The 17756-nt window shown below is 68.4% G+C and carries 20 protein-coding genes; 9 read left to right on the top strand and 11 right to left on the bottom strand.

The features are described 5' to 3' along the window. Positions 1-2 precede the first annotated feature (2 nt). The 4 genes from ABL840_RS00415 to minE all read left to right on the top strand — a co-directional run bounded on the left by ABL840_RS00415 (position 3) and on the right by minE (position 3443). The gene (locus tag ABL840_RS00415) at positions 3-1286 is read left to right on the top strand and encodes a solute carrier family 23 protein (RefSeq protein ID WP_093300410.1); all 1284 of its coding nucleotides are present in this window, start codon (positions 3-5) and stop codon (positions 1284-1286) included. Between the two features lie 228 nt (positions 1287-1514). Next, a complete protein-coding gene (minC, locus tag ABL840_RS00410; RefSeq protein ID WP_093195745.1) occupies positions 1515-2273 on the top strand; it encodes a septum site-determining protein MinC in 759 nt (252 codons plus the stop codon). A 72-nt stretch (positions 2274-2345) separates the two neighbouring features. Next, complete coding sequence (gene minD, locus ABL840_RS00405; protein WP_093195746.1) at positions 2346-3161, top strand: septum site-determining protein MinD; 816 nt, start codon at positions 2346-2348, stop codon at positions 3159-3161. Positions 3162-3164: 3 nt separating this feature from the next. Continuing rightward, a complete protein-coding gene (minE, locus tag ABL840_RS00400; protein ID WP_093195747.1) occupies positions 3165-3443 on the top strand; it encodes a cell division topological specificity factor MinE in 279 nt (92 codons plus the stop codon). Here the strand turns inward: minE and ABL840_RS00395 are convergent. Next, positions 3400-5067 carry a rhodanese-like domain-containing protein gene (locus tag ABL840_RS00395; protein WP_093195748.1) on the bottom strand — a complete coding sequence of 556 codons (1668 nt, stop codon included), beginning with the start codon at positions 5065-5067 and terminating at the stop codon, positions 3400-3402. The genes minE and ABL840_RS00395 overlap by 44 nt on opposite strands. 28 nt (positions 5068-5095) lie before the next feature. Continuing rightward, positions 5096-6076 carry a Bug family tripartite tricarboxylate transporter substrate binding protein gene (locus ABL840_RS00390; protein ID WP_093196166.1) on the bottom strand — a complete coding sequence of 327 codons (981 nt, stop codon included), beginning with the start codon at positions 6074-6076 and terminating at the stop codon, positions 5096-5098. A 184-nt stretch (positions 6077-6260) separates the two neighbouring features. Here ABL840_RS00390 and ABL840_RS00385 point away from each other — a divergent pair, with 184 nt between their 5' ends. Beyond that, positions 6261-7196, top strand: coding sequence for a fatty acid desaturase (locus ABL840_RS00385; protein ID WP_093195749.1), 936 nt, complete (start codon positions 6261-6263; stop codon positions 7194-7196). A gap of 26 nt (positions 7197-7222) precedes the next feature. On the opposite strand, the gene ABL840_RS00380 is transcribed toward ABL840_RS00385, so the two are convergent. Both ABL840_RS00380 and ABL840_RS00375 read right to left on the bottom strand, forming a co-directional pair. Next, positions 7223-8140, bottom strand: coding sequence for an alpha/beta hydrolase (locus ABL840_RS00380; protein ID WP_093300408.1), 918 nt, complete (start codon positions 8138-8140; stop codon positions 7223-7225). A gap of 222 nt (positions 8141-8362) precedes the next feature. Next, positions 8363-8965: a TetR/AcrR family transcriptional regulator gene (locus ABL840_RS00375; RefSeq protein ID WP_093195751.1), complete on the bottom strand. Its 603-nt coding sequence runs from the start codon at positions 8963-8965 to the stop codon at positions 8363-8365. A gap of 180 nt (positions 8966-9145) precedes the next feature. Between ABL840_RS00375 and ABL840_RS00370 the strand changes: the two genes are divergently transcribed. Beyond that, complete coding sequence (locus ABL840_RS00370) at positions 9146-10090, top strand: CysB family HTH-type transcriptional regulator (RefSeq protein WP_093196167.1); 945 nt, start codon at positions 9146-9148, stop codon at positions 10088-10090. Between the two features lie 127 nt (positions 10091-10217). Beyond that, positions 10218-10487, top strand: coding sequence for a hypothetical protein (locus ABL840_RS00365; RefSeq protein WP_093195752.1), 270 nt, complete (start codon positions 10218-10220; stop codon positions 10485-10487). Positions 10488-10567: 80 nt separating this feature from the next. On the opposite strand, the gene ABL840_RS00360 is transcribed toward ABL840_RS00365, so the two are convergent. Then, entirely contained in the window at positions 10568-10987 is a 420-nt protein-coding gene (locus ABL840_RS00360) for an RcnB family protein (protein WP_093195753.1), read from the bottom strand. Between the two features lie 127 nt (positions 10988-11114). Then, on the bottom strand, positions 11115-11705 hold the full coding sequence (locus ABL840_RS00355; protein ID WP_093300406.1) for a dihydrofolate reductase family protein: 591 nt from the start codon (positions 11703-11705) through the stop codon (positions 11115-11117). A 102-nt stretch (positions 11706-11807) separates the two neighbouring features. Between ABL840_RS00355 and ABL840_RS00350 the strand changes: the two genes are divergently transcribed. Both ABL840_RS00350 and ABL840_RS00345 read left to right on the top strand, forming a co-directional pair. Continuing rightward, positions 11808-12230 (top strand): winged helix-turn-helix transcriptional regulator, encoded by a 423-nt coding sequence (locus tag ABL840_RS00350; RefSeq protein WP_093195755.1) that lies wholly within the window; start codon positions 11808-11810, stop codon positions 12228-12230. A gap of 19 nt (positions 12231-12249) precedes the next feature. Further along, positions 12250-12645 carry a VOC family protein gene (locus ABL840_RS00345; protein WP_093429310.1) on the top strand — a complete coding sequence of 132 codons (396 nt, stop codon included), beginning with the start codon at positions 12250-12252 and terminating at the stop codon, positions 12643-12645. 17 nt (positions 12646-12662) lie between these two features. Here the strand turns inward: ABL840_RS00345 and ABL840_RS00340 are convergent, their stop codons facing one another. The 5 genes from ABL840_RS00340 to ABL840_RS00320 are packed head-to-tail and all read right to left on the bottom strand — an operon-like array spanning position 12663 to position 17746. Next, the gene (locus ABL840_RS00340; protein ID WP_093300402.1) at positions 12663-13583 is read right to left on the bottom strand and encodes a VOC family protein; all 921 of its coding nucleotides are present in this window, start codon (positions 13581-13583) and stop codon (positions 12663-12665) included. A 42-nt stretch (positions 13584-13625) separates the two neighbouring features. Further along, positions 13626-14480, bottom strand: coding sequence for an ABC transporter ATP-binding protein (locus ABL840_RS00335; protein WP_418116162.1), 855 nt, complete (start codon positions 14478-14480; stop codon positions 13626-13628). After that, a complete protein-coding gene (locus ABL840_RS00330) occupies positions 14477-15340 on the bottom strand; it encodes an ABC transporter ATP-binding protein (RefSeq protein ID WP_093300400.1) in 864 nt (287 codons plus the stop codon). Before ABL840_RS00330 ends, ABL840_RS00335 begins: the two co-directional genes overlap by 4 nt. Next, the gene (locus ABL840_RS00325; protein ID WP_093195759.1) at positions 15324-15902 is read right to left on the bottom strand and encodes an OsmC family protein; all 579 of its coding nucleotides are present in this window, start codon (positions 15900-15902) and stop codon (positions 15324-15326) included. The genes ABL840_RS00330 and ABL840_RS00325 overlap by 17 nt, the downstream gene beginning before the upstream one ends. 14 nt (positions 15903-15916) lie before the next feature. Beyond that, complete coding sequence (locus ABL840_RS00320) at positions 15917-17746, bottom strand: ABC transporter permease (protein WP_093300398.1); 1830 nt, start codon at positions 17744-17746, stop codon at positions 15917-15919. Between the last annotated feature and the right edge of the window lie 10 nt (positions 17747-17756).

Raw genomic sequence — 17756 nt, 5'->3', positions numbered from 1 at the left:
AAATGTTCAACTGGACTGAACGGCCCGCGTCCGCGCTGGCCAACGGCGCGGTCATCGCGCCCGACGAGCGGCTGCCCTGGCTGCAGACCGGCGCCATGGGCGTGCAGCACGTCATCGCGATGTTCGGCGCCACGGTGCTGGCGCCGATCCTGATGGGCTTCAACCCCAACATCGCGATCCTGATGAGCGGCATCGGCACGCTGATCTTCTATCTCGTCACCGGCGGCAAGGTGCCCAGCTACCTGGGCTCGAGCTTCGCCTTCATCGGCGTGGTGATCGCGGCCAGCGGCTACGCGGGCAAGGGCCCCAACGCCAACATCGCGGTGGCGCTGGGCGGCATCGTGGCCTGCGGGGTGGTGTACATCCTGATCGGGGCCATCGTGCAGGCCGTCGGCAAGGGCTGGATCGAGCGCTTCATGCCGCCGGTGGTCACCGGCGCGGTGGTGGCGGTGATCGGGCTCAACCTGGCGAGCGTGCCGGTCAAGAACATGGCGGCCGGCAACTTCGACGCCTGGATGCAGGCCGTGACCTTCCTCTGCGTGGGCCTGGTGGCGGTGTTCACGCGCGGCATGCTGCAGCGCCTGCTGATCCTGGTGGGGCTGATCCTGGCCACGCTGGTCTACGCCGCGCTGACCAACGGCATGGGTATGGGCAAGCCGGTGGACCTGAGCGGCATCGCCAACGCCGCCTGGTTCGGCATGCCGACCTTCACCGCGCCGGTGTTCACGGCCAACGCGATGCTGCTGATCGCCCCCGTGGCGATCATCCTGGTGGCGGAGAACCTCGGCCACCTGAAGGCGGTGACGGCCATGACGGGCCGCAACCTCGACCCGTACATGGGCCGCGCCTTCATCGGCGACGGCATCGCCACCGTGGTGAGCGGCGCGGCGGGCGGCACGGGCGTGACCACCTACGCCGAGAACATCGGCGTGATGGCGGCCACGCGCATCTATTCCACCGCGGTGTTCGTGGTGGCCGCCGTCATCGCTCTGGTGCTGGGCTTCAGCCCCAAGTTCGGCGCTCTGATCCAGGCGATTCCGCTGCCGGTGATGGGCGGCGTGAGCATCGTGGTGTTCGGCCTGATCGCCATTGCCGGCGCCAAGATCTGGGTCGACAACAAGGTCGACTTCTCGCAGAACAAGAACCTGATCGTCGCGGCCATCACGCTGATCGTCGGCACCGGCGACTTCACGCTGAAGTTCGGCGACTTCGCGCTGGGCGGCATCGGCTGCGCGACCTTCGGGGCCATCATCCTTTACGCGCTGCTGGGTCGCTCGAAGAACTGAGCCGAAGGCGAACCTTCCAGGGATACCGTGGAACCGGCTTTGTCGGGCCACCGGTATCGCCCCCTGCAAGGGGGTTGGCGAAGCGGTACGAAGTACCGCGAAGCCTGGGGGTTAGCTTGGTAACCTCATGAAAGAAGTGTTTGCCGGAGGGCCTGAGGGAGGGCCCCTTCACCGGCGTTTGGCCCGCGCCCGTTAGACTCCAACGCTTTTCGCACCGACGTTTTCCCAATGGCCGATGTCTCCGCCGCGCGCACCAAGGCGGTTTTCGAATTCAAGAGCGCCACGCTGCCGCTGATCGCAGTGATCCTCAAGACGTCCGACCTGGACGTGCTGGCCGAGGCGCTCGACGCCCAGCTGGCGGATTCGCCCGACTTCTTCGAGCAGGAGCCGGTGGTGATCGACCTCTCCCTGCTGCAGGAGACCGAGGGCGGCGGCGACATCGACTTCGCCGCCCTGCGCGGCCTGCTGGCGCGCCACCAGACCCAACCCATCGCGGTGCGCGGCGGCAACGACGCCCAGAATGCCGCCGCGCGCGCGGCCGGCCTCTCGGTGGCAGCCATGCCCGCGGCCCCCGCGCCCCGTGCCCCGGCCCCGCCGGCCGAGCCCCCCGCTTCCGAAGCCCCGCAGATCGTGCGCGAGGTGCCGGTGCCGGCCAACGGCACGCTGCTGATCGACAAGCCGCTGCGCTCGGGCCAGCAGGTCTACGCCCGGGGCGGCGACGTGGTGGTGACTGCCGTGGTGAGCTTCGGCGCCGAGGTCATCGCCGACGGCAACGTGCACGTGTACGCACCGCTGCGCGGCAAGGCCATTGCCGGCGCGCGCGGCAACACCGAGGCCCGGATCTTCTCGACCTGCATGGAAGCGCAACTGGTGGCCATCGCCGGCACCTACCGGACCAACGAGGTGCCGCTGCCCGACTCGGTGCTCGGCAAGTCCGCCCAGGTACGCCTGGACGGCAAGAAAATTGCGATCGACCCGATTCCCTGACCGGACGAACCCGATCACGGAATGCGGCGACCCTGACAACCAACAACTGAATCGAAACAAGAAGGAATGGCCATGGCCAAAATTGTGGTGGTGACCTCGGGCAAGGGCGGCGTCGGCAAGACGACGACGAGCGCCAGCTTCGCGTCGGGCCTCGCGCTCGCGGGCAAGAAGACGGCCGTGATCGACTTCGACGTGGGCCTGCGCAACCTCGACCTGATCATGGGCTGCGAGCGCCGCGTGGTGTACGACCTGATCAACGTCATCCAGGGCGAGGCCAACCTGAGCCAGGCGCTCATCAAGGACAAGCAGTGCGACAACCTGTTCGTGCTGGCCGCCTCGCAGACGCGCGACAAGGAAGCGCTCACGCAGGAAGGCGTGGAGAAGGTGCTGACCGACCTCGCCGCGATGGACTTCGAATACATCGTGTGCGACTCGCCCGCGGGCATCGAGACCGGCGCCATGATGGCGATGCACTTCGCCGACGAGGCGCTGGTGGTCACCAACCCCGAGGTCTCCTCGGTGCGCGACTCGGACCGCATCCTGGGCATGCTCAGCAGCAAGACCAAGCGCGCCAAGGAAGGCGGCGAACCGATCAAGGAGCACCTGCTCATCACCCGCTACAACCCCAACCGGGTGGCGGGCGGGCAGATGCTGTCGCTGGAGGACATCCAGGACATCCTGCGCATCAAGCTGATCGGCGTGATCCCCGAGTCGGAAAGCGTGCTGCATGCCTCCAACCAGGGCGTGCCCGCGATCCACGACAAGGACACCGACGTGGCCCAGGCCTACAGCGACGTGGTCGCGCGATTCCTGGGCGAGGAGAAGCCGATGCGCTTCGTCGACGCGGAGAAGCCGGGCTTCTTCAAGCGCATTTTCGGGAGCAAGTAGCCCATGTCCTTTCTCTCGTTCCTGCTGGGCGAAAAGAAGAAGACTGCGAGCGTCGCGAAGGAGCGGCTGCAGATCATCCTCGCCCACGAGCGCTCGAGCCTCAGCGGCAAGAAGCGGCCCGACTACCTGCCCGAACTCCAGCGCGAGCTGGTGGCGGTGATTTCGAAGTACGTGTCGATCAACGCGGACGACATCAAGGTGAACCTGGAGACCCAGGACAACCTCGAAGTGCTCGACATCAAGATCGAGCTGCCCGATCCGGTTCCGGCGCCGGGGCGCTGAGCGGAAAGAAGCGAAAGCGCACGGACGGGTCCTGCAGGACCCGTTCGGACAGTGCGCGCTCCCACGCGAGGTAGTCGGCCCAGGCCGCATCGCGGCGCGGACCGAAGACGCGCATCACCGAGCCCCAGTCGTCGTCGAAGGGGGTGAGCAGCTGGGCCGGCACGAAAGCCGCGGTCAGCGGCCTGCCGGAAGCCTTCCAGCCCTGCGTTCCGCCCTGGAGCCAGGAGAACACCGCCCCTGAATCCGGCCAGCGCCGATGCGCGTCGCGCGCCACGCGGGCGGCCGCCGTGCCGTCGGGCGAAGCGAAGACCAGCGTGCGGCCGGCCACCGCGTGCGAGGCCAGCGGCGCGAGCGAGGCAGGCAGCATGTAGAGCGCGCCCGGCAGGTGGCCGCGCTCGTAGTCGAGGCTGGGGCCCACGTCGATCACGGTGACGGCGCCGTTCCTGCGCAGCTGCGCGAGGGCGTCGGGGTCCAGCGGCGGCGGCGCGCCGTCGACGGCGGCCGAGGAGTCCGGCGGGGCCTGTGGAGGCGTGAACTCGCCGTCGTACACGTACACCTCGGCCTGGCCCAGCTGCGTGAGCCAGAAGGCGGTGATGGCCGCGCGCAGGCGATGGGCCGGGTCGTCGACCAGCACGATGCGCGCGCCGCGCGTGCCCACGAGGTTCTCGAAGTGCATCAGCAGCTGGCCGCCCGGCACCTGGCGCAGGCCGCTGCCCGCGAAGGCGGGATCGGGTTCGGGCCGCACGTCGAAGACGTAGAGGGTGCGCTTGCCGTCCTCACGCCATTCGGCGAGTCGGGCCGCATCGGCGACGGGCAGCGCGAAGCGCGCGAGTAGCTCGTCGGCCAGGCCGCGCAGCACCTCGGGTGATTCGGGCGGCAGCTCGTCGTCGGGCGCCGCGTTCTGCACGGTGGGCGCGCCGCGCAGGCCCCAGTCCATGACGCCGTCCTCGACGAACACCGCCTCGCTCGCGCGGCCGAGCAGCCGCAGCGTGGTCGCGCCGACGATGCCGCGCGTGCGGCTGAAGCAGTTGATGGCCCACAGGTGGTCCGGCCCGTCGGTGCCCCGCTGCTCGAAGCGGCGCAGCGCCAGCTCGGTGCCCGGGTGGTTGCGTGCGCCGGGCAGCGAGAGGAATTCGAACTCCGCGCGCGGCCGCGCGTCGACCAGCGTGGTCGGACGGCCTTCGCGCAGGCGCGAGCGCAGCGCCTCCACGGGCAGGCCGGGCGTTCCGTAGTGCAGCCGTGCGCGGTCGCCGAAGGCCTTCACCAGCGTGCCGTAGCCGTCAATGGCGGGCAGGCCCTCGGTCACCCAGCGCTGCAGGCCGCCGTCGAGCGTGCGCACGTCGGTGTAGCCCAGTCGTCCGAGCACGGCCGATGCCGCCTGTGCCGCGCCGTCGGGCGCGTCGTAGTCGTCGTAGAGCACCACCGGCGTGGAACGGCGCGGCACCAGCGCGCCGACCTGCAGCTCGAGCCCGCTGAAAGGTGCGTTGCGCGCGAGGTTCAGGTGGTGCTGCACGAACCAGCGCGTCTCGCGCACGTCGAGCAGGGCGAGCTCGGTCGCGGGCTCCGCGAGCAGCAAGGCCCACAGCCCGGCTGGCGCGACGGCATTCTTCGGGGGCGTGCTCATGCGCGCATTCTCCAGGGCCTGTCGCTCATCAATTGGGCTGGATGCCGGCCTGCTTCACCACCGCGGTCCACTTGACGGTCTCCGACTGGATGAAGCGCGCGAAGTCTTCCGGCGAACTGCCCACCGTGAAGGCGCCGATGTCGTCGTAGCGCTTCCTGAATTCGGCCGTCTGCACGATGTCGCGCAGCTCGCGTGACAGGCGCTGCACCAGCGGCGCGGGCGTGCCGCTGCGCACCACCACGCCGTACCACGAGGTGACCTCGAAATCGGGCAGGCCGGCCTCGGCGGTGGTGGGCACGTCGGGCAGCCAGGGCGCGCGCGTGCGATAGGCCACGGCCAGCGGCTTGAGCGTACCGGCCTTCACGAAGGGAATGGCCGTGACCACTTCGTTGAAGATGAACTGCGTCTGCCCCGCGAGGAGGTCGTTGATCGCCGGGGCGCTGCCCTGGTAGGGAATGGCGGTGAAGTCGGCGCCGGTCTGCGTCTTCAGCAGCTCGCCCGCGAGGTGCGAATAGGCGCCAACGCTGATGCCGTAGTTGACCTTGCCGGGATTCTTCTTCGAATAATCGATCAGCTCGCGCGGGCTGGCCACCGGCAGCTTGGGGTTCACCAGCAGCACCTGCGGCGTCTGCACGAGCAGCGACACGGGCGTGAAGTCGCGCGAAAGGTCGTAGCTCAGCTGCTTGAAGAGCGCGGGCTGCACGGTGAGGTTGGAGGCCGGCGCGAGCAGCAGCGTGTAGCCGTCTGCCGGCTGGCGCGCGACGTATTCGAAGCCGATGTTGCCGGCCGCGCCGCTGCGGTTCTCGACCACCACCGCCTGCTTGAGCCGCTGCTGGAGCTGCTCGGCGACCTCGCGGGCGATCTTGTCGGCGATGCCGCCGGCCGGATACGGCACGACGAGGCGGATGGTCTTGGCCGGATAGTCGTCCAGCGTGGCGGCGTGGATCTGCACGTCGACGGACAGCGCGGCGAGCAACGCCAGTGCGAGGCGGGTGAGGAGTTTCTTCATGGGAGGCAGCGGAAAGGCCGGCACGCGGCTGCTGCGAATGCGCAGCCGGCAGGAGTGCGGCAAAGCCGTGAAGCGTAGGCCTCGCCCCGCCCATGGCGGAACTAAGTTTCGCGCCGATGCTTATGCGAAAAGCGCGCATGCAAGCGGCCGCTTGCTACCTAGCATCGCAGTCCCGTTCATCGCCATGACATCGACTGCCGCACCCCTTACCCAGAAAGCAGCTGCCCGCCGGCACTGGTGGTGGCACTACGAGCTGCCCACGCTGCTGCTGGCCGCCCTGCTCTACGCCGCATGGGGCGCGCTGGTGTGGTGGCACGCGGTGCTTCCGGGCTGGGCCCTGTTCATCGTGGGCGGCTTTCTCGCGCAGCTGCATTTCTCGCTGCAGCACGAGAGCATCCATGCGATGCGCCACCTGCCGAAGTGGCTGCGCCACGCGGTGGTGTGGCCGCCGTTGAACCTCTGGCTGCCCTACCCGTTCTACAACCGCGGCCACAGCACGCACCACGTCAACTTCCACCTCACGCACCCGGAGCGCGACACCGAGAGTGCCTACCACTCCGCGCCGGCGTGGGAGGGCTACGGCCCGGTGTGGCGATGGATCTACATGGCCAACCAGACGATCGCCTTCCGCGTGGTGCTGGGCCCCTTCCTGCGGCTGTGGAAGCTGCTGCGCTTCGAGGTTGGATGCGTGCTCGCGGGCGATTTCTCGCGCCTGCCGACCTGGCTGTGGCATGCGCTGAGCGTGGCGCCGGTGCTCTACTACGTCGTCGAGGTCTGCGGCATGGGCATCGGCGAGTACCTGCTGTACTTCGTGTACCCGGGGATGATGCTGGGCTCGCTGCGCACGTTCACCGAGCACCGCTGGGCCGACACGCCGCACGAGCGCGTGGCCATCGTGGAATCGAACCTCGTGTTCGGGCTGCTGTACCTCTTCAACAACCTGCACCACGTGCACCACCGCGCGCCGACCATGCCCTGGTACGAGATCCCGGTGTACTTCCGCAGGCACCGCGCGGCGGTGCTGGAGGCGAACGGCAACTTCTACTACCGGGGCTACGGGGAGATCGTGCGCCGGCACCTGTTCAAGCCGGTGTTCACCCCGATCCACCCCAACTGGTAGCGACCCGGCAGCGAACGCGAACGGGATCAGTCCTCCGTCACGAAGCGCGCCACCTGCTCCAGCACCTCGGCCTCCTTGAGGATGCGGCGGTGCCCCAAGCCCTGCGTGGCGACGAGGCTGGCTCCGGCGATCGCGTCTCGGTAGGCCTCCGCGTCGGCGAAGCGGTTCACGCGGTCGTCGCGGTCATGCACGATCAGCGTCGGCTGCGCGATGCGCGGCCCCACCGCCGCCGGCTCGAGCTGCTGCATCAGCACGCCCTCGCGCGATTCGAAGAGCCGCTGCATCGCCAGCCGCGTGGCTTCGCTGAGGCCGAAGGTGTGGGCGAAGTAGCGCGTGTAGTCGCGCGGCGAGGCCGGCGGCGCGAGCAGCACGATGCGCTCCGCCGACAGGCCGCGCGCGGCGGCCAGGGCGAGTCCGTTCGCCCCCAGCGAATGGGCGATGGCAGCGCGCAGCACGTGGCCGTCCGCCGCGAGCCGCGCCGCGACGTATGCGATGGCGCGCGCGAACTGCGGCGAGTTGCTCATCACGCCGGCGCTGCGGCCATGCGCCGGCAGCTCGAGCAACACGGGCCGCAGGCCCGCGGCCGCCACGGCCTGCGCGAGCGGCAGCATCTGGCCCGCGTGCCCGCCCCAGCCGTGCACCAGCAGCACCACTGGCGCCGACTCGGCACCGGAGTCCTGCGCGGCAAGGTGGTAGATGCCGACGCTCGCGTCCTCGAAGGCCCAGCTCTCGCGCCGCCAGTCGGCGCCGGGGCCCTGGCCACGGTAGAGCCACTTGGGCGGCAGCGGCGTGCCGAAGACGCGGTAGGCGGCACGCACGCCCAGGGCCGGCCAGAGGCGCTGGGAGGCGGTCAGTCCGAAGCGCAGCGCGCGCATGGCGCGACTGGGCCGGTAATAGTTCGACTGCGCGGCGTGCGCGGCGGCCGGAGAGGAAGTGCTCGTCATGGATGTGCGTTCCTTCCTGGCCTTCAGTACCAGACCCAGTCGCGGTTGCTGCGGGGCAGGCTGCGCAGGGTGTCGCGAAGGCCCCTGACGCCGAGGACGGCCGCATAGGCGGCGAGAAAGAGGGCGATGATCAGCATGGTGCTTCTCCTGTTTATCGCACGATTGTGCGAAATTCTGGCAAATCGAAACGCGTGAATCCGGCCTGCTTCGCGAAGGAGCCGTTCAGGCGAGGTAGCTGGAAAGAAGCCGCTGCCACGTTTGCGTGGCGCGGTCGGCGGCCTGCGGGTCGCGCAGGAAGCGCGCGTCGTGCAGCTGGGTCATGGTCAGGCCGTTGATCTCGCTCACGAGCTGGGCGGGGTCGGTGTCGGCCTTGAGCTCGCCGGTCTCGATGGCCTGCAGCACGGTGCGGCGCAGCGCGGCGCGCCAGCGGGTGATTTCGCCCAGCAGCATCTCGCGCAGCTCGCCTTCGCGGTCGTCGAACTCGAAGGCGCCGGCGGTGTAGAGGCAGCCGGTGTGCATCTCGACGTCGCGCATGCGGGCGATCCAGCGCGCCACGATGTCGTTGAGCCGGGGCAGGCCCTTGGGCTTCTGCATGGCGGGCACGAACACGTCGGCCAGGAAGCCCCGGCCGTACTCCTCGATGACGGCCTTCTGCAGCGCCTCGCGCGAACCCACGCGCGAGAACACGCCGCTCTTGGACAACCCCAGCCTGCTGGCCACGGCCTGCAGCGTGATCGCTTCCAGGCCCTCGGCCAGCGCGAGGTTCATCGCCGCGCCGACGATGGCGGCGCGGGTGAGTTCGCTTTTCTGGGTCTTGGCGTCCATGCGGCGAACTTTAGCACAGTCGTGCGAAATAACAAGCAGCCCACGAGAAGCAGCGCTTGGACTGCCTTAAAGATGTTTTGCTCATGTGAAACCAACAAACGCATCGTTCCCCGAATAAGCGCTTCTGCCGAGAATCGCCGGTCGGCCCCAGCCGGGGCTTCGATGACTCCTCCGCGCCAGATGAACTTCCAACAACTGCGCTCGGTACGCGAGGCCGTTCGTTGCGGCTTCAACCTGACCGAAGTCGCCCATACCCTTCACACCTCCCAGCCCGGCGTGAGCCGGCAGATCCGCGAGCTCGAGGAAGAGCTCGGCATAGAGCTCTTCGTGCGCGCCGGAAAGCGGCTCACGGGGCTCACCGAGCCCGGCGGGCACGTGCTGCCGATCATCGAGCGCATGCTGATGGAGAGCAGCAACCTCAAGCACGCGGGCCAGGAGTTCGTCGCGCAGCAAAGCGGCCTGCTCTCGGTGGCAGCCACGCACTCGCAGGCGCGCTACGCGATGCCGGTGGCGGTGCAGGAATTCCGCGCGCAGTTCCCCAACGTGAAGCTGCACCTGCACCAGGGCTCGCCCAAGCAGATCGCGCAGATGCTGCTCGACGGCGAGGCCGACGTGGGCATCGCCACCGAGGCGCTGGGCGACTATCCGCAACTGGTGGCCCTGCCCTGCTACCGCTGGACGCATTCGGTGATCGTGCCACCGGGGCACCCGCTGCTCGACGCGCCGCTGACGCTCGAGGCGCTCACGCGCTATCCGCTGATCACCTACGACACGGGCTTCACAGGCCGCTCGCGCATCGACGAGGCTTTCGAGCAGCGCGGCCTGCAGCCCAACATCGTGCTGGCCGCGATGGATGCCGACGTGATCAAGACCTACGTGCAGCTGGGCCTGGGCATCGGCATCGTGGCCGGCGTGGCCTACGAGGCCGAGCGCGACACGCAGCTGCGCGCGCTCGACGCGGGGCGGCTCTTCGGCATCAACCTCACCAAGCTGGCCGTGCGGCGCGGCACCTACCTGCGCAAGTACGTCTACGCCTTCATCGAATCGTTCGCGCCCACGCTGACGCGCGCGGTCGTCGAAAAGGCTCTGGGAGACGAAGCCAAGGCCTCGCACTACGAAATCTAGGGCTTGTCCAGAGCCTGTTGCGCGGTGTGTACTGCGGACGACAGAAAGGTTAAAAAAGAAGAATGCAGCTTCACACAGGCGGCGTACATTCGGGTTAATTCCCTGGCTTCCTGGAAATGGATCAGCAATGGCATCGTCGACCTCGCAGCAGCAAGCGCAACAGCAAACAAGGGCTTCCCAGAAGGCGGCCGATGCAGCAGAGCGGCGTGAACGCCTGAGACGGGCCCTGCCCGCCACGGTCGAGCTGCTGCAAAGCCGCCAGGCCGACCGCATCGACGACGCCGACATCGACGCGTACGTGAACCTCAACTGGCTCGAATGGCACGGCGGCGGCCTCCGCCTGACCATCACGGGGCGCAACGTCTGCGCCCAGTCGGTGCCCTCGGCACTGGTCTGAAGACCGGCTCCAGCGTTCGCTTCAAACAAAAAAACCGCCACGGTTGCCCGTGGCGGTTTCGTCGCTGTGCGAGCCTTCGCTTACTGGCCGGCGATGATGTTCGCGATCACGCCGGTGGCGATGGCAGCGAGCACGAAGTCGCCGCCCACGCCCACCCACTGATAGCCACGGGGCGGCTGCTGGAGCCTGTAGGCACGCCAGTCCTGCACCACGTAGTTGCGGCCGCGGTACTCCTGCGGCACGCGGCCGCCGCGGCGCCAATCGGCATGCGGCTGCGGGAAGCCACGGCGGTCGAACTGGCGGCCGTCGCGGAAATCCTGGTTGCCGCGATAGTCTCCGTGCGGACCGCGGCGGTCGAAATTGCGATCGCGCTGCTCGTAGCGACCATCGCCGGGGCGGCCGTTGTCGAAGCGGCGGTCTTGCGCGAAGGCGCTTCCCGCGGCCATGCACATCGCGAGTGCCGCGGCTCCCACGGCCATGATCTTCGAGTTGGTGTTCATCCGGAACTCCTTCATGCGTTGATGACGAGTCCATTGTGTGCACCGCATGTGTCCGTTTTCGCCGCTTCAGGTCGCGGTCAGGTGAAATCAGGTAAGCACTGGTATCCGCGCGGCGTCTTGTCCTGCATCAGCCCGGCGCGTAGCGGTTGACCACCATGCCGCTCTCGTAGGCCGTCGAACGCAACAGCCGCAGCCTGTGGCCCTTGCGCTGGTCGTGGAACACCGAGCGTCCCGCCCCCACGGCCGTGGGGTTCACGAAGAACTGGAACTCGTCGACCAGTCCCGCAGCAACCAGCGCCGACGCGAAGCCCACGCCGCCGATGCTGATGATGTCCTTGCCCGGCTCACGCTTGAGCGCATTCACCTCTTCGGCCATGCCTCCGCGCGCGACCACGGTGCGCTCCCAGCGCGAGAACGCGAGCTTGCCGGTGAGCACGACCTTGCGCGCTTCGACGATCCTCTGGGCGAAGGCGTAGTGCGGGTTCGCGGGGAAGTTTCTCGCCGCGCGGCCCCAGTGGTCGAGGTAGCCCTCTTCCGCGATCGGGCGGCTCAGCAGGATGGTGTCGATGCCTTCGAAGACGGCGTTGAAGTCCTGCTTCAGGCGATCGTCCCAGCCCCAGCGCTCGCCCCAGCCCCACAACTGCCAGTCGAGGCTGCCATTGGCCGGCGACACGTAGCCGTCGACCGACATCTGCATTTGCAGGATGAGCTTTCTCATGCCGGTATCTCCTTCGGATACTGCTTGCTAAATGCAAGCGGTTGAAGTGTTCGGCAACCGATACGAAAATGCAAGCAGTTTTTCAAAGAGATCGGAAAGAGCATGGCCTCCAGCGAAAAGTCGGCGTGTCCGATCAACCTCGCGCTCGAAGTCTTCGGCGACCGGTGGAGCCTGCTGATCGTTCGCGACATGATGTTCGCGGGCAAGCGCCACTTCCGCGAGTTCCTGCAGTCCGAAGAAGGCATCTCCTCGAACATCCTCACCGAGCGTCTCGGCAAGCTGGTCGAGTACGGCGTTCTCTCCAGGGCAGACGACCCGACCCACAAGCAGAAGGCCATCTACAGCCTCACGCCGATGGGCATCGACCTGCTGCCGGTGGTGGCGCAGATCGGCATCTGGGGCCGCAAGTACCGGCCCGTGACCGAGGAGAGCGGCGCTTCCGCCGAAGCGCTGGAAAAGGGCGGGGCTGCTCTGCAGAAGAAGATGCGGGCCGGGCTGCGCAAGGCGCATCTCGGCGGACACTGAAAGCCATCGAGAGGAACGCATGCCTGAACACGCAACACCGGCAGCCGCCGTGATCTACGCCAAGGACGTATCGCGCCTGAGCGCGTTCTATGAAGGTGTCGCGGGCCTCGCGATCATGCACGCGGAAGCCGGCTACGCGAGCCTGGAGTCGGCGTCACTGCAGCTTTTCATCGTCGCGATGAACCCGGACATCGCCGCCCGGGTGCAGATCGCCCAGCCGCCCGTGCCGCGGGAGAACACGGCGCTGAAGTTCATCTTCCCGGTGGTCGACATTGCAGCCGCACGCCAGCTCGCGACCGAAGCCGGCGGCATGCTGAAGCCGGCCTCCGCCGAATGGGAGTTCAACGGCTACCGCCATTGCGACGGGCACGATCCCGAGGGCAATGTGTTCCAGCTGCGCGTGCGCGCAGGCTGAACGACAGGACCGACGGCTCAGCCGCCGACGGCGCTGTTGACCTGGTAGCCGCGCGAGCCACTGCCCTGCCTGGCGTGGCGGTCCAGCGGCGGCAGGTCGAGCTCGATCAGCGCGCCGTGCGCCCTTGCGAGATCGAAGGTGCCTGTAGCTTGCGGCCTGTCGGTGTGCAGCACGAGCGCATAGGGGCCCTCGCCGCGCGCCGCGAGGCGTTGCCCCAGGCTGCCGCCGCCCTCCCCTTCGTTCGACGACGCACCGCCGCTGCCGTTGCCGTTCTCTCGCGGCGACGAGAGCACCAGCACGCTTTGTCCCAGCGCGACGACAGCCAGGCGCACGTTGCTGCCGGGCAGCACGACAGGCTCGCCGATGTGGGTGTCGGCATCGTCGGACACGCTACTGCCGAGCAAGGCCCGGTACCGCGCCAGCGTCGCGTCGAGGTCGCGCACCGCAACGGCCAAGCTCGCCACGCCCAGCACGCCGTTGGCATGCACGCGCACGTCGCCCTCGGGCACGCGCAATGCGCGCGGCGTGAGATCGCCGCACAGGAAAGGCAGGTCGGCCGATGTCGGGCGCGCCGTCTGCCAGCGCAGGCGCTCGCCGTCGGGCCGCACGCGGCCGCCGTCGAGCGGGCCTTCGAGCGCGAGGCCCCGCGCCTTCGCGTCGGCCACCGTGGTGGCGGTGTCGCGCGGCAGCAGCGCGAAGTCGACGATGCCCTCGCCGTGCTTCTGCAGGAGCTGCCACCAGCGTTCCGTGGGCGAAGGCTCGCGCCACGCGATCAGCTCCAGGTAGCTGCCGTCGGCGAACACCACCAGCGCGTTGTGGGTGGCGCGCCCCGGATGGTCGCCGCCGCGCAGCACGTGGAAGCCCAGCGCGCCGTAGTCGGCGATGGTGCGTTCGAGGTCGTGCACCGCGATCACGATGTGGTCGAGTTTCAAAGGCATTCGTGTGTTCTCCCGTGGATGTTTGCTGCTGATCTCGCCGACTCAGGAGGCGGTGCGCGCCGCGCCGTCGCCGCCGAGGTATGCGTCTCGGATGCGCGTATCGGCCAGCAGCTCGCGCGCCGGGCCCGAGAGCACGATGCGCCCCGTCTGCAGCACGTAGCCGTGGTGCGCGATCTGCAGCGCGAGGCTCGCGTTCTGCTCGACCATGAACACCGACACGCCCTGCGCGTTGATGCGCGCGATGAGCTCAAGCACCTTGTCGACGTACAGCGGCGACAGGCCCATGGTCGGCTCGTCCATGCAGATGAGCTGCGGCCGGCCCATGAGCGCACGCGCCATCGCCACCATCTGCTGCTCGCCGCCCGAGAGCGTGCCGGCCTGGAACTCGATGCGCTCGGCCACGCGCGGGAACAGCTCCAGCATGCGCTCGAGGTCTTCGGCCACGGCCTTGCGGTCGCTGCGCGCATAGGCGCCCATCAGCAGGTTCTCGCGCACCGTCATCGCGGGGAACAGGCGGCGCGCTTCGGGCACGGAGCCGATGCCCTTGCGCACGATCTGCGGCGTGCTCAGCCCGAGCGTCGATTCGCCGTTGAAGAGCACCTCGCCCGAGCGCGGCTTGAGCAGCCCGAGCACGATCTTCATCGTGGTCGACTTGCCGCTGGCGTTGCCGCCGAGCAGGCTGACGATCTGCCCCCTGCGCACTTCGATGTCGAGATCGAAATGCGCCTGCACGGGGCCGTAGAAGCTGTTGATCTTTCTGAGCTGGAGCAGCGGCTGCTGTTGCTGTGGCTCATTGGAAGCAGGCGCCGCGCCGCGTTCGGGCAGCTGCTCCTCACCCCGACCCTCTCCCCAAAGGGGCGAGGGAGCTAGACCGGTGCGGGCGACGGTGGCGATCATGCTGACACCGCCTCTTTCTCTTCGTGCGGCACATCCGCCGAGCCTACGTGGCGATGGCCGAGATACGCCTCGATCACCGCCGGGTCGTTGCGCACTTCGTCCGGCAGCCCCTCGGCGATCTTGCGGCCGTCGTCGAGCACGGCCACGCGGTCCGACAGCTGCATCACCAGGTCGAGCTTGTGCTCGATCAGCAGGATGGTCTGGCCGCGCGCCTTCAGGCCGCGGATGATCTCCAGCATCTCGGCCGTCTCGCTCTCGTTCATGCCGGCGGTGGGCTCGTCCAGCAGCAGCAGGCGTGGCTTCAGCGCGAGCGCGCGTGCGATCTCCACGCGGCGGCGGTTGGCGTACGAGAGGCTGTAGGCCGGGTGGTCGATGCGCGGAGCGAGGCGCTGGCCGAAGAGCGCGATGATCTCGCGAGCCTCTTCGCGCAGCGCCTCTTCCTCGCGGCGCACCGCCCCGGGCTGCAACAGCGCGAGCGTGAGCTCGGCTAATGCACCGAGCCCCGGCACGCCGCCCGCGCGCGGTTTCACGGCGCGCAGCCGCGTGTGCGCGCCGACCAGCACGTTGTCGAGCACCGAGAGGTTCGCGAACACGCGTCCGTGCTGGAAGGTGCGCGCCAGCCCGCGCTGCGCGAGTTGCTGGGCCGGCAGGCCGGTGATGTCGTTTCCATCAAACAGCACCTGCCCCTCGTCGGGCCGGTCGAGTCCGGTGACGAGATTGAAGAGCGTGGTCTTGCCCGCGCCGTTCGGCCCGATCACGCTCAGCAGCTCGCCCTCGCCCAAGTGCAGGTCGACGGCATTGACGGCCGTGAGTCCGCCGAAGCGGCGCACCAGGCCGCGTATCTCAAGCAGCGATGGCATCGTCCTCTTTCCGCGATGCGTTGGCAGCTTCGGCCTTCGAATCGACGAGCTTCACCTCGGCACGGATGGTCTGCGGATTGCGCAGCAGGTTGAGGATGGGGCAGTTGCGCTCCACCGCCTCGAACAGCGCGTCGATCTCCTCACGGCTCGCGGGCGAGTCGATGTGCACCGTGTAGCCGATCTCGTGCGGCCAGATGGGCGTCTTCTCGTGGCCCGGCTTGCCGCCGCGCGGATCGATGATGCCCGTCACCTCCACCTCGAGGCTTTCGAGCGGCACCTGCCGTTCGGCCGCCTGGATCAGGAAGATGTGCGTGACGCAGGTGCCGAGCACGCCCAGCTGCAGCTCGGGCGAGCTGGGCCCGAGGTTGTAGCCGGCGAAGTCCGGCGGGCTGTCGCTGATGACCTGGTGCTCGCGGATGCGCAGGCGGCGCACGCCGCTGCGGCCTTCGGCCTTCACGCTGGCCTTGAGCTGCACGGGCTGCGCGGTGCCCGCTTCGACGGCTGCATTGCGCGCCAGTACGGCGGCGCGCTTCTCGGCGAGGTATTCGTTGAGGTGGCTCATGGTGATGTGTTCTTTCAGACAGTGCCCAGCAAACCCTGCGGGCGGAAACGAATCAGCAGGAGAAGCGCGACGCCGTAGATCAGCATCCGGTACTCGGCCGTCACGCGGAACAGCTCCGGCAGGCTCACGAGCGCGACCGCGCCCAGCAGTGCGCCGCTGATGTTCCCGAGCCCGCCGAGGATCACCATCGTGAGCGCCAGGATCGAGATCTGCGAGCCGAAGGTCTCGTGGTTGATGTACGAGTACATGTGCGCGGTGAAGGCGCCGCTCACGCCCGCCGCGAAGCCGCCGAAGCCGAAGGCCAGCGCCTTGTAGCGGTCGGGGCTCACGCCGTAGGCGCGCGCGGCCACCTCGTCCTCGCGCACCGCGCGGAAGGTGCGGCCCAGGTGCGATCGCAGCAGGCGCCACTGCAGCAGAGCAAGAAGCACCATCGCGCCGAAGGAGGCCCAGTAGAGCGCCTCGTTCGACGAGGCATCGCGCCCGAACAGCGACAGCGGCGGAATGCTCGACACGCCGATGGGCCCGTGCGTGAGGCTTTCCCAGTTGAGGATGGTGAGCGCCACGATCTCGCCGATGCCCAGCGTGGCGATCGACACGTAGTGGCCGCGCAGCCTGAATGCCGGGAAGATCAGCGCCGTGCCGATCAGCGAAGTGAGGATGCCCGCGAGCACGATGCCCGTGCCCACCGGCAGGCGCAGGTCGAGCACCAGCAGCGACGACGCGTACGCGCCGATGGCCAGCAGTCCCGCATGGCCGAGCGAGATCTGCCCGATGGTGCCGGCCACCAGCGTGAGGCTCAGCGCGAGCGCGCCGTAGAGCCATGCGTTGGTGAGCGTCTGCAGCAGGTACGGAGACGGATCGAAGAGCGGCAGCGCCACCGCCGCGACGAACAGCGCGAGCAGCAGGCCGCGTGGCACATGCCACGGCTTGCTGGGCGCGATGAAGGTGCCCGTGAGCGGCTCCGGCGGCAATGCGCGCTTGCGCCCGAACAGCCCGTTGGGCTTCCACAGCAGGATCACGAGCAGCAGCGCGAAGGCGAAGAGGTTGCGGTACGGCGTGCCGAGGATCGCCACGCCATAGCTCTCGATCAGCCCCAGCAGAAGGCTGCCCGCGATGGCGCCCGGCACGCTGCCCACGCCGCCGACCACCGTGGCCACCACGCCCTTGAGCGTGGCCTGGAAGCTCATCGCCGGGCTGATGTTGTTGTAGTACATGCCCACCAGCAGGCCCGAGAGGCCGCCCAGCGCGGCGGCGATGGCGAACACGGTCTGGTTCACGCGGTCGACGTCCACGCCCATCTGCTGCGCCGCGTCGCGGTCTTGTGCGGTTGCGCGCACGGCCCAGCCGAGTTTCGTGAAACGCAGGAAGCCGAAGAGCACGGCCGCGCTCGCGAGGCCGATGCCCGCGATGAGGATGTCGAGTGCGCCGATAGTGCCGGTGCCGATGCGCAGGCGCCAGTCGGGCAGCTGCGTGGGCAGCGAGCGCGGATCGGGGCTGAACACCAGCTGCACGAGGATGTCGAGCACGAAGCTGATGCCGATGGTGGCCAGCAGCGGCGCGATGCGCGCCGAGCCCTGAAGCGGCCGCAGGCCCACGCGCTCGATCAGCATGCCCAGCGCGCCGGAACCCAGCACCACCAGCGCGATGGTGACGGGCAGCGGCGTGTGCAGCCAGGTGATCGACGCCCAGCCGATATACGCGCCCACCGTGTACACCGAGCCGTGCGCGAAGTTGATGAGGTGCGAGACGCCGAAGATCAACGCGAGGCCGACCGCCAGCAACGCGTAGATGTTGCCGATGATCAGGCCGTTGACGGTGTAGTCGAAGAACGAAGTGAAGCTCATGGCATGCCGG

Origin of the sequence: Variovorax sp. NFACC27, assembly GCF_048301545.1 — a bacterium.
GTDB classification, from domain to species: domain Bacteria; phylum Pseudomonadota; class Gammaproteobacteria; order Burkholderiales; family Burkholderiaceae_C; genus Variovorax; species Variovorax gossypii.
This window is presented reverse-complemented; position numbering and strand designations above follow the sequence as displayed.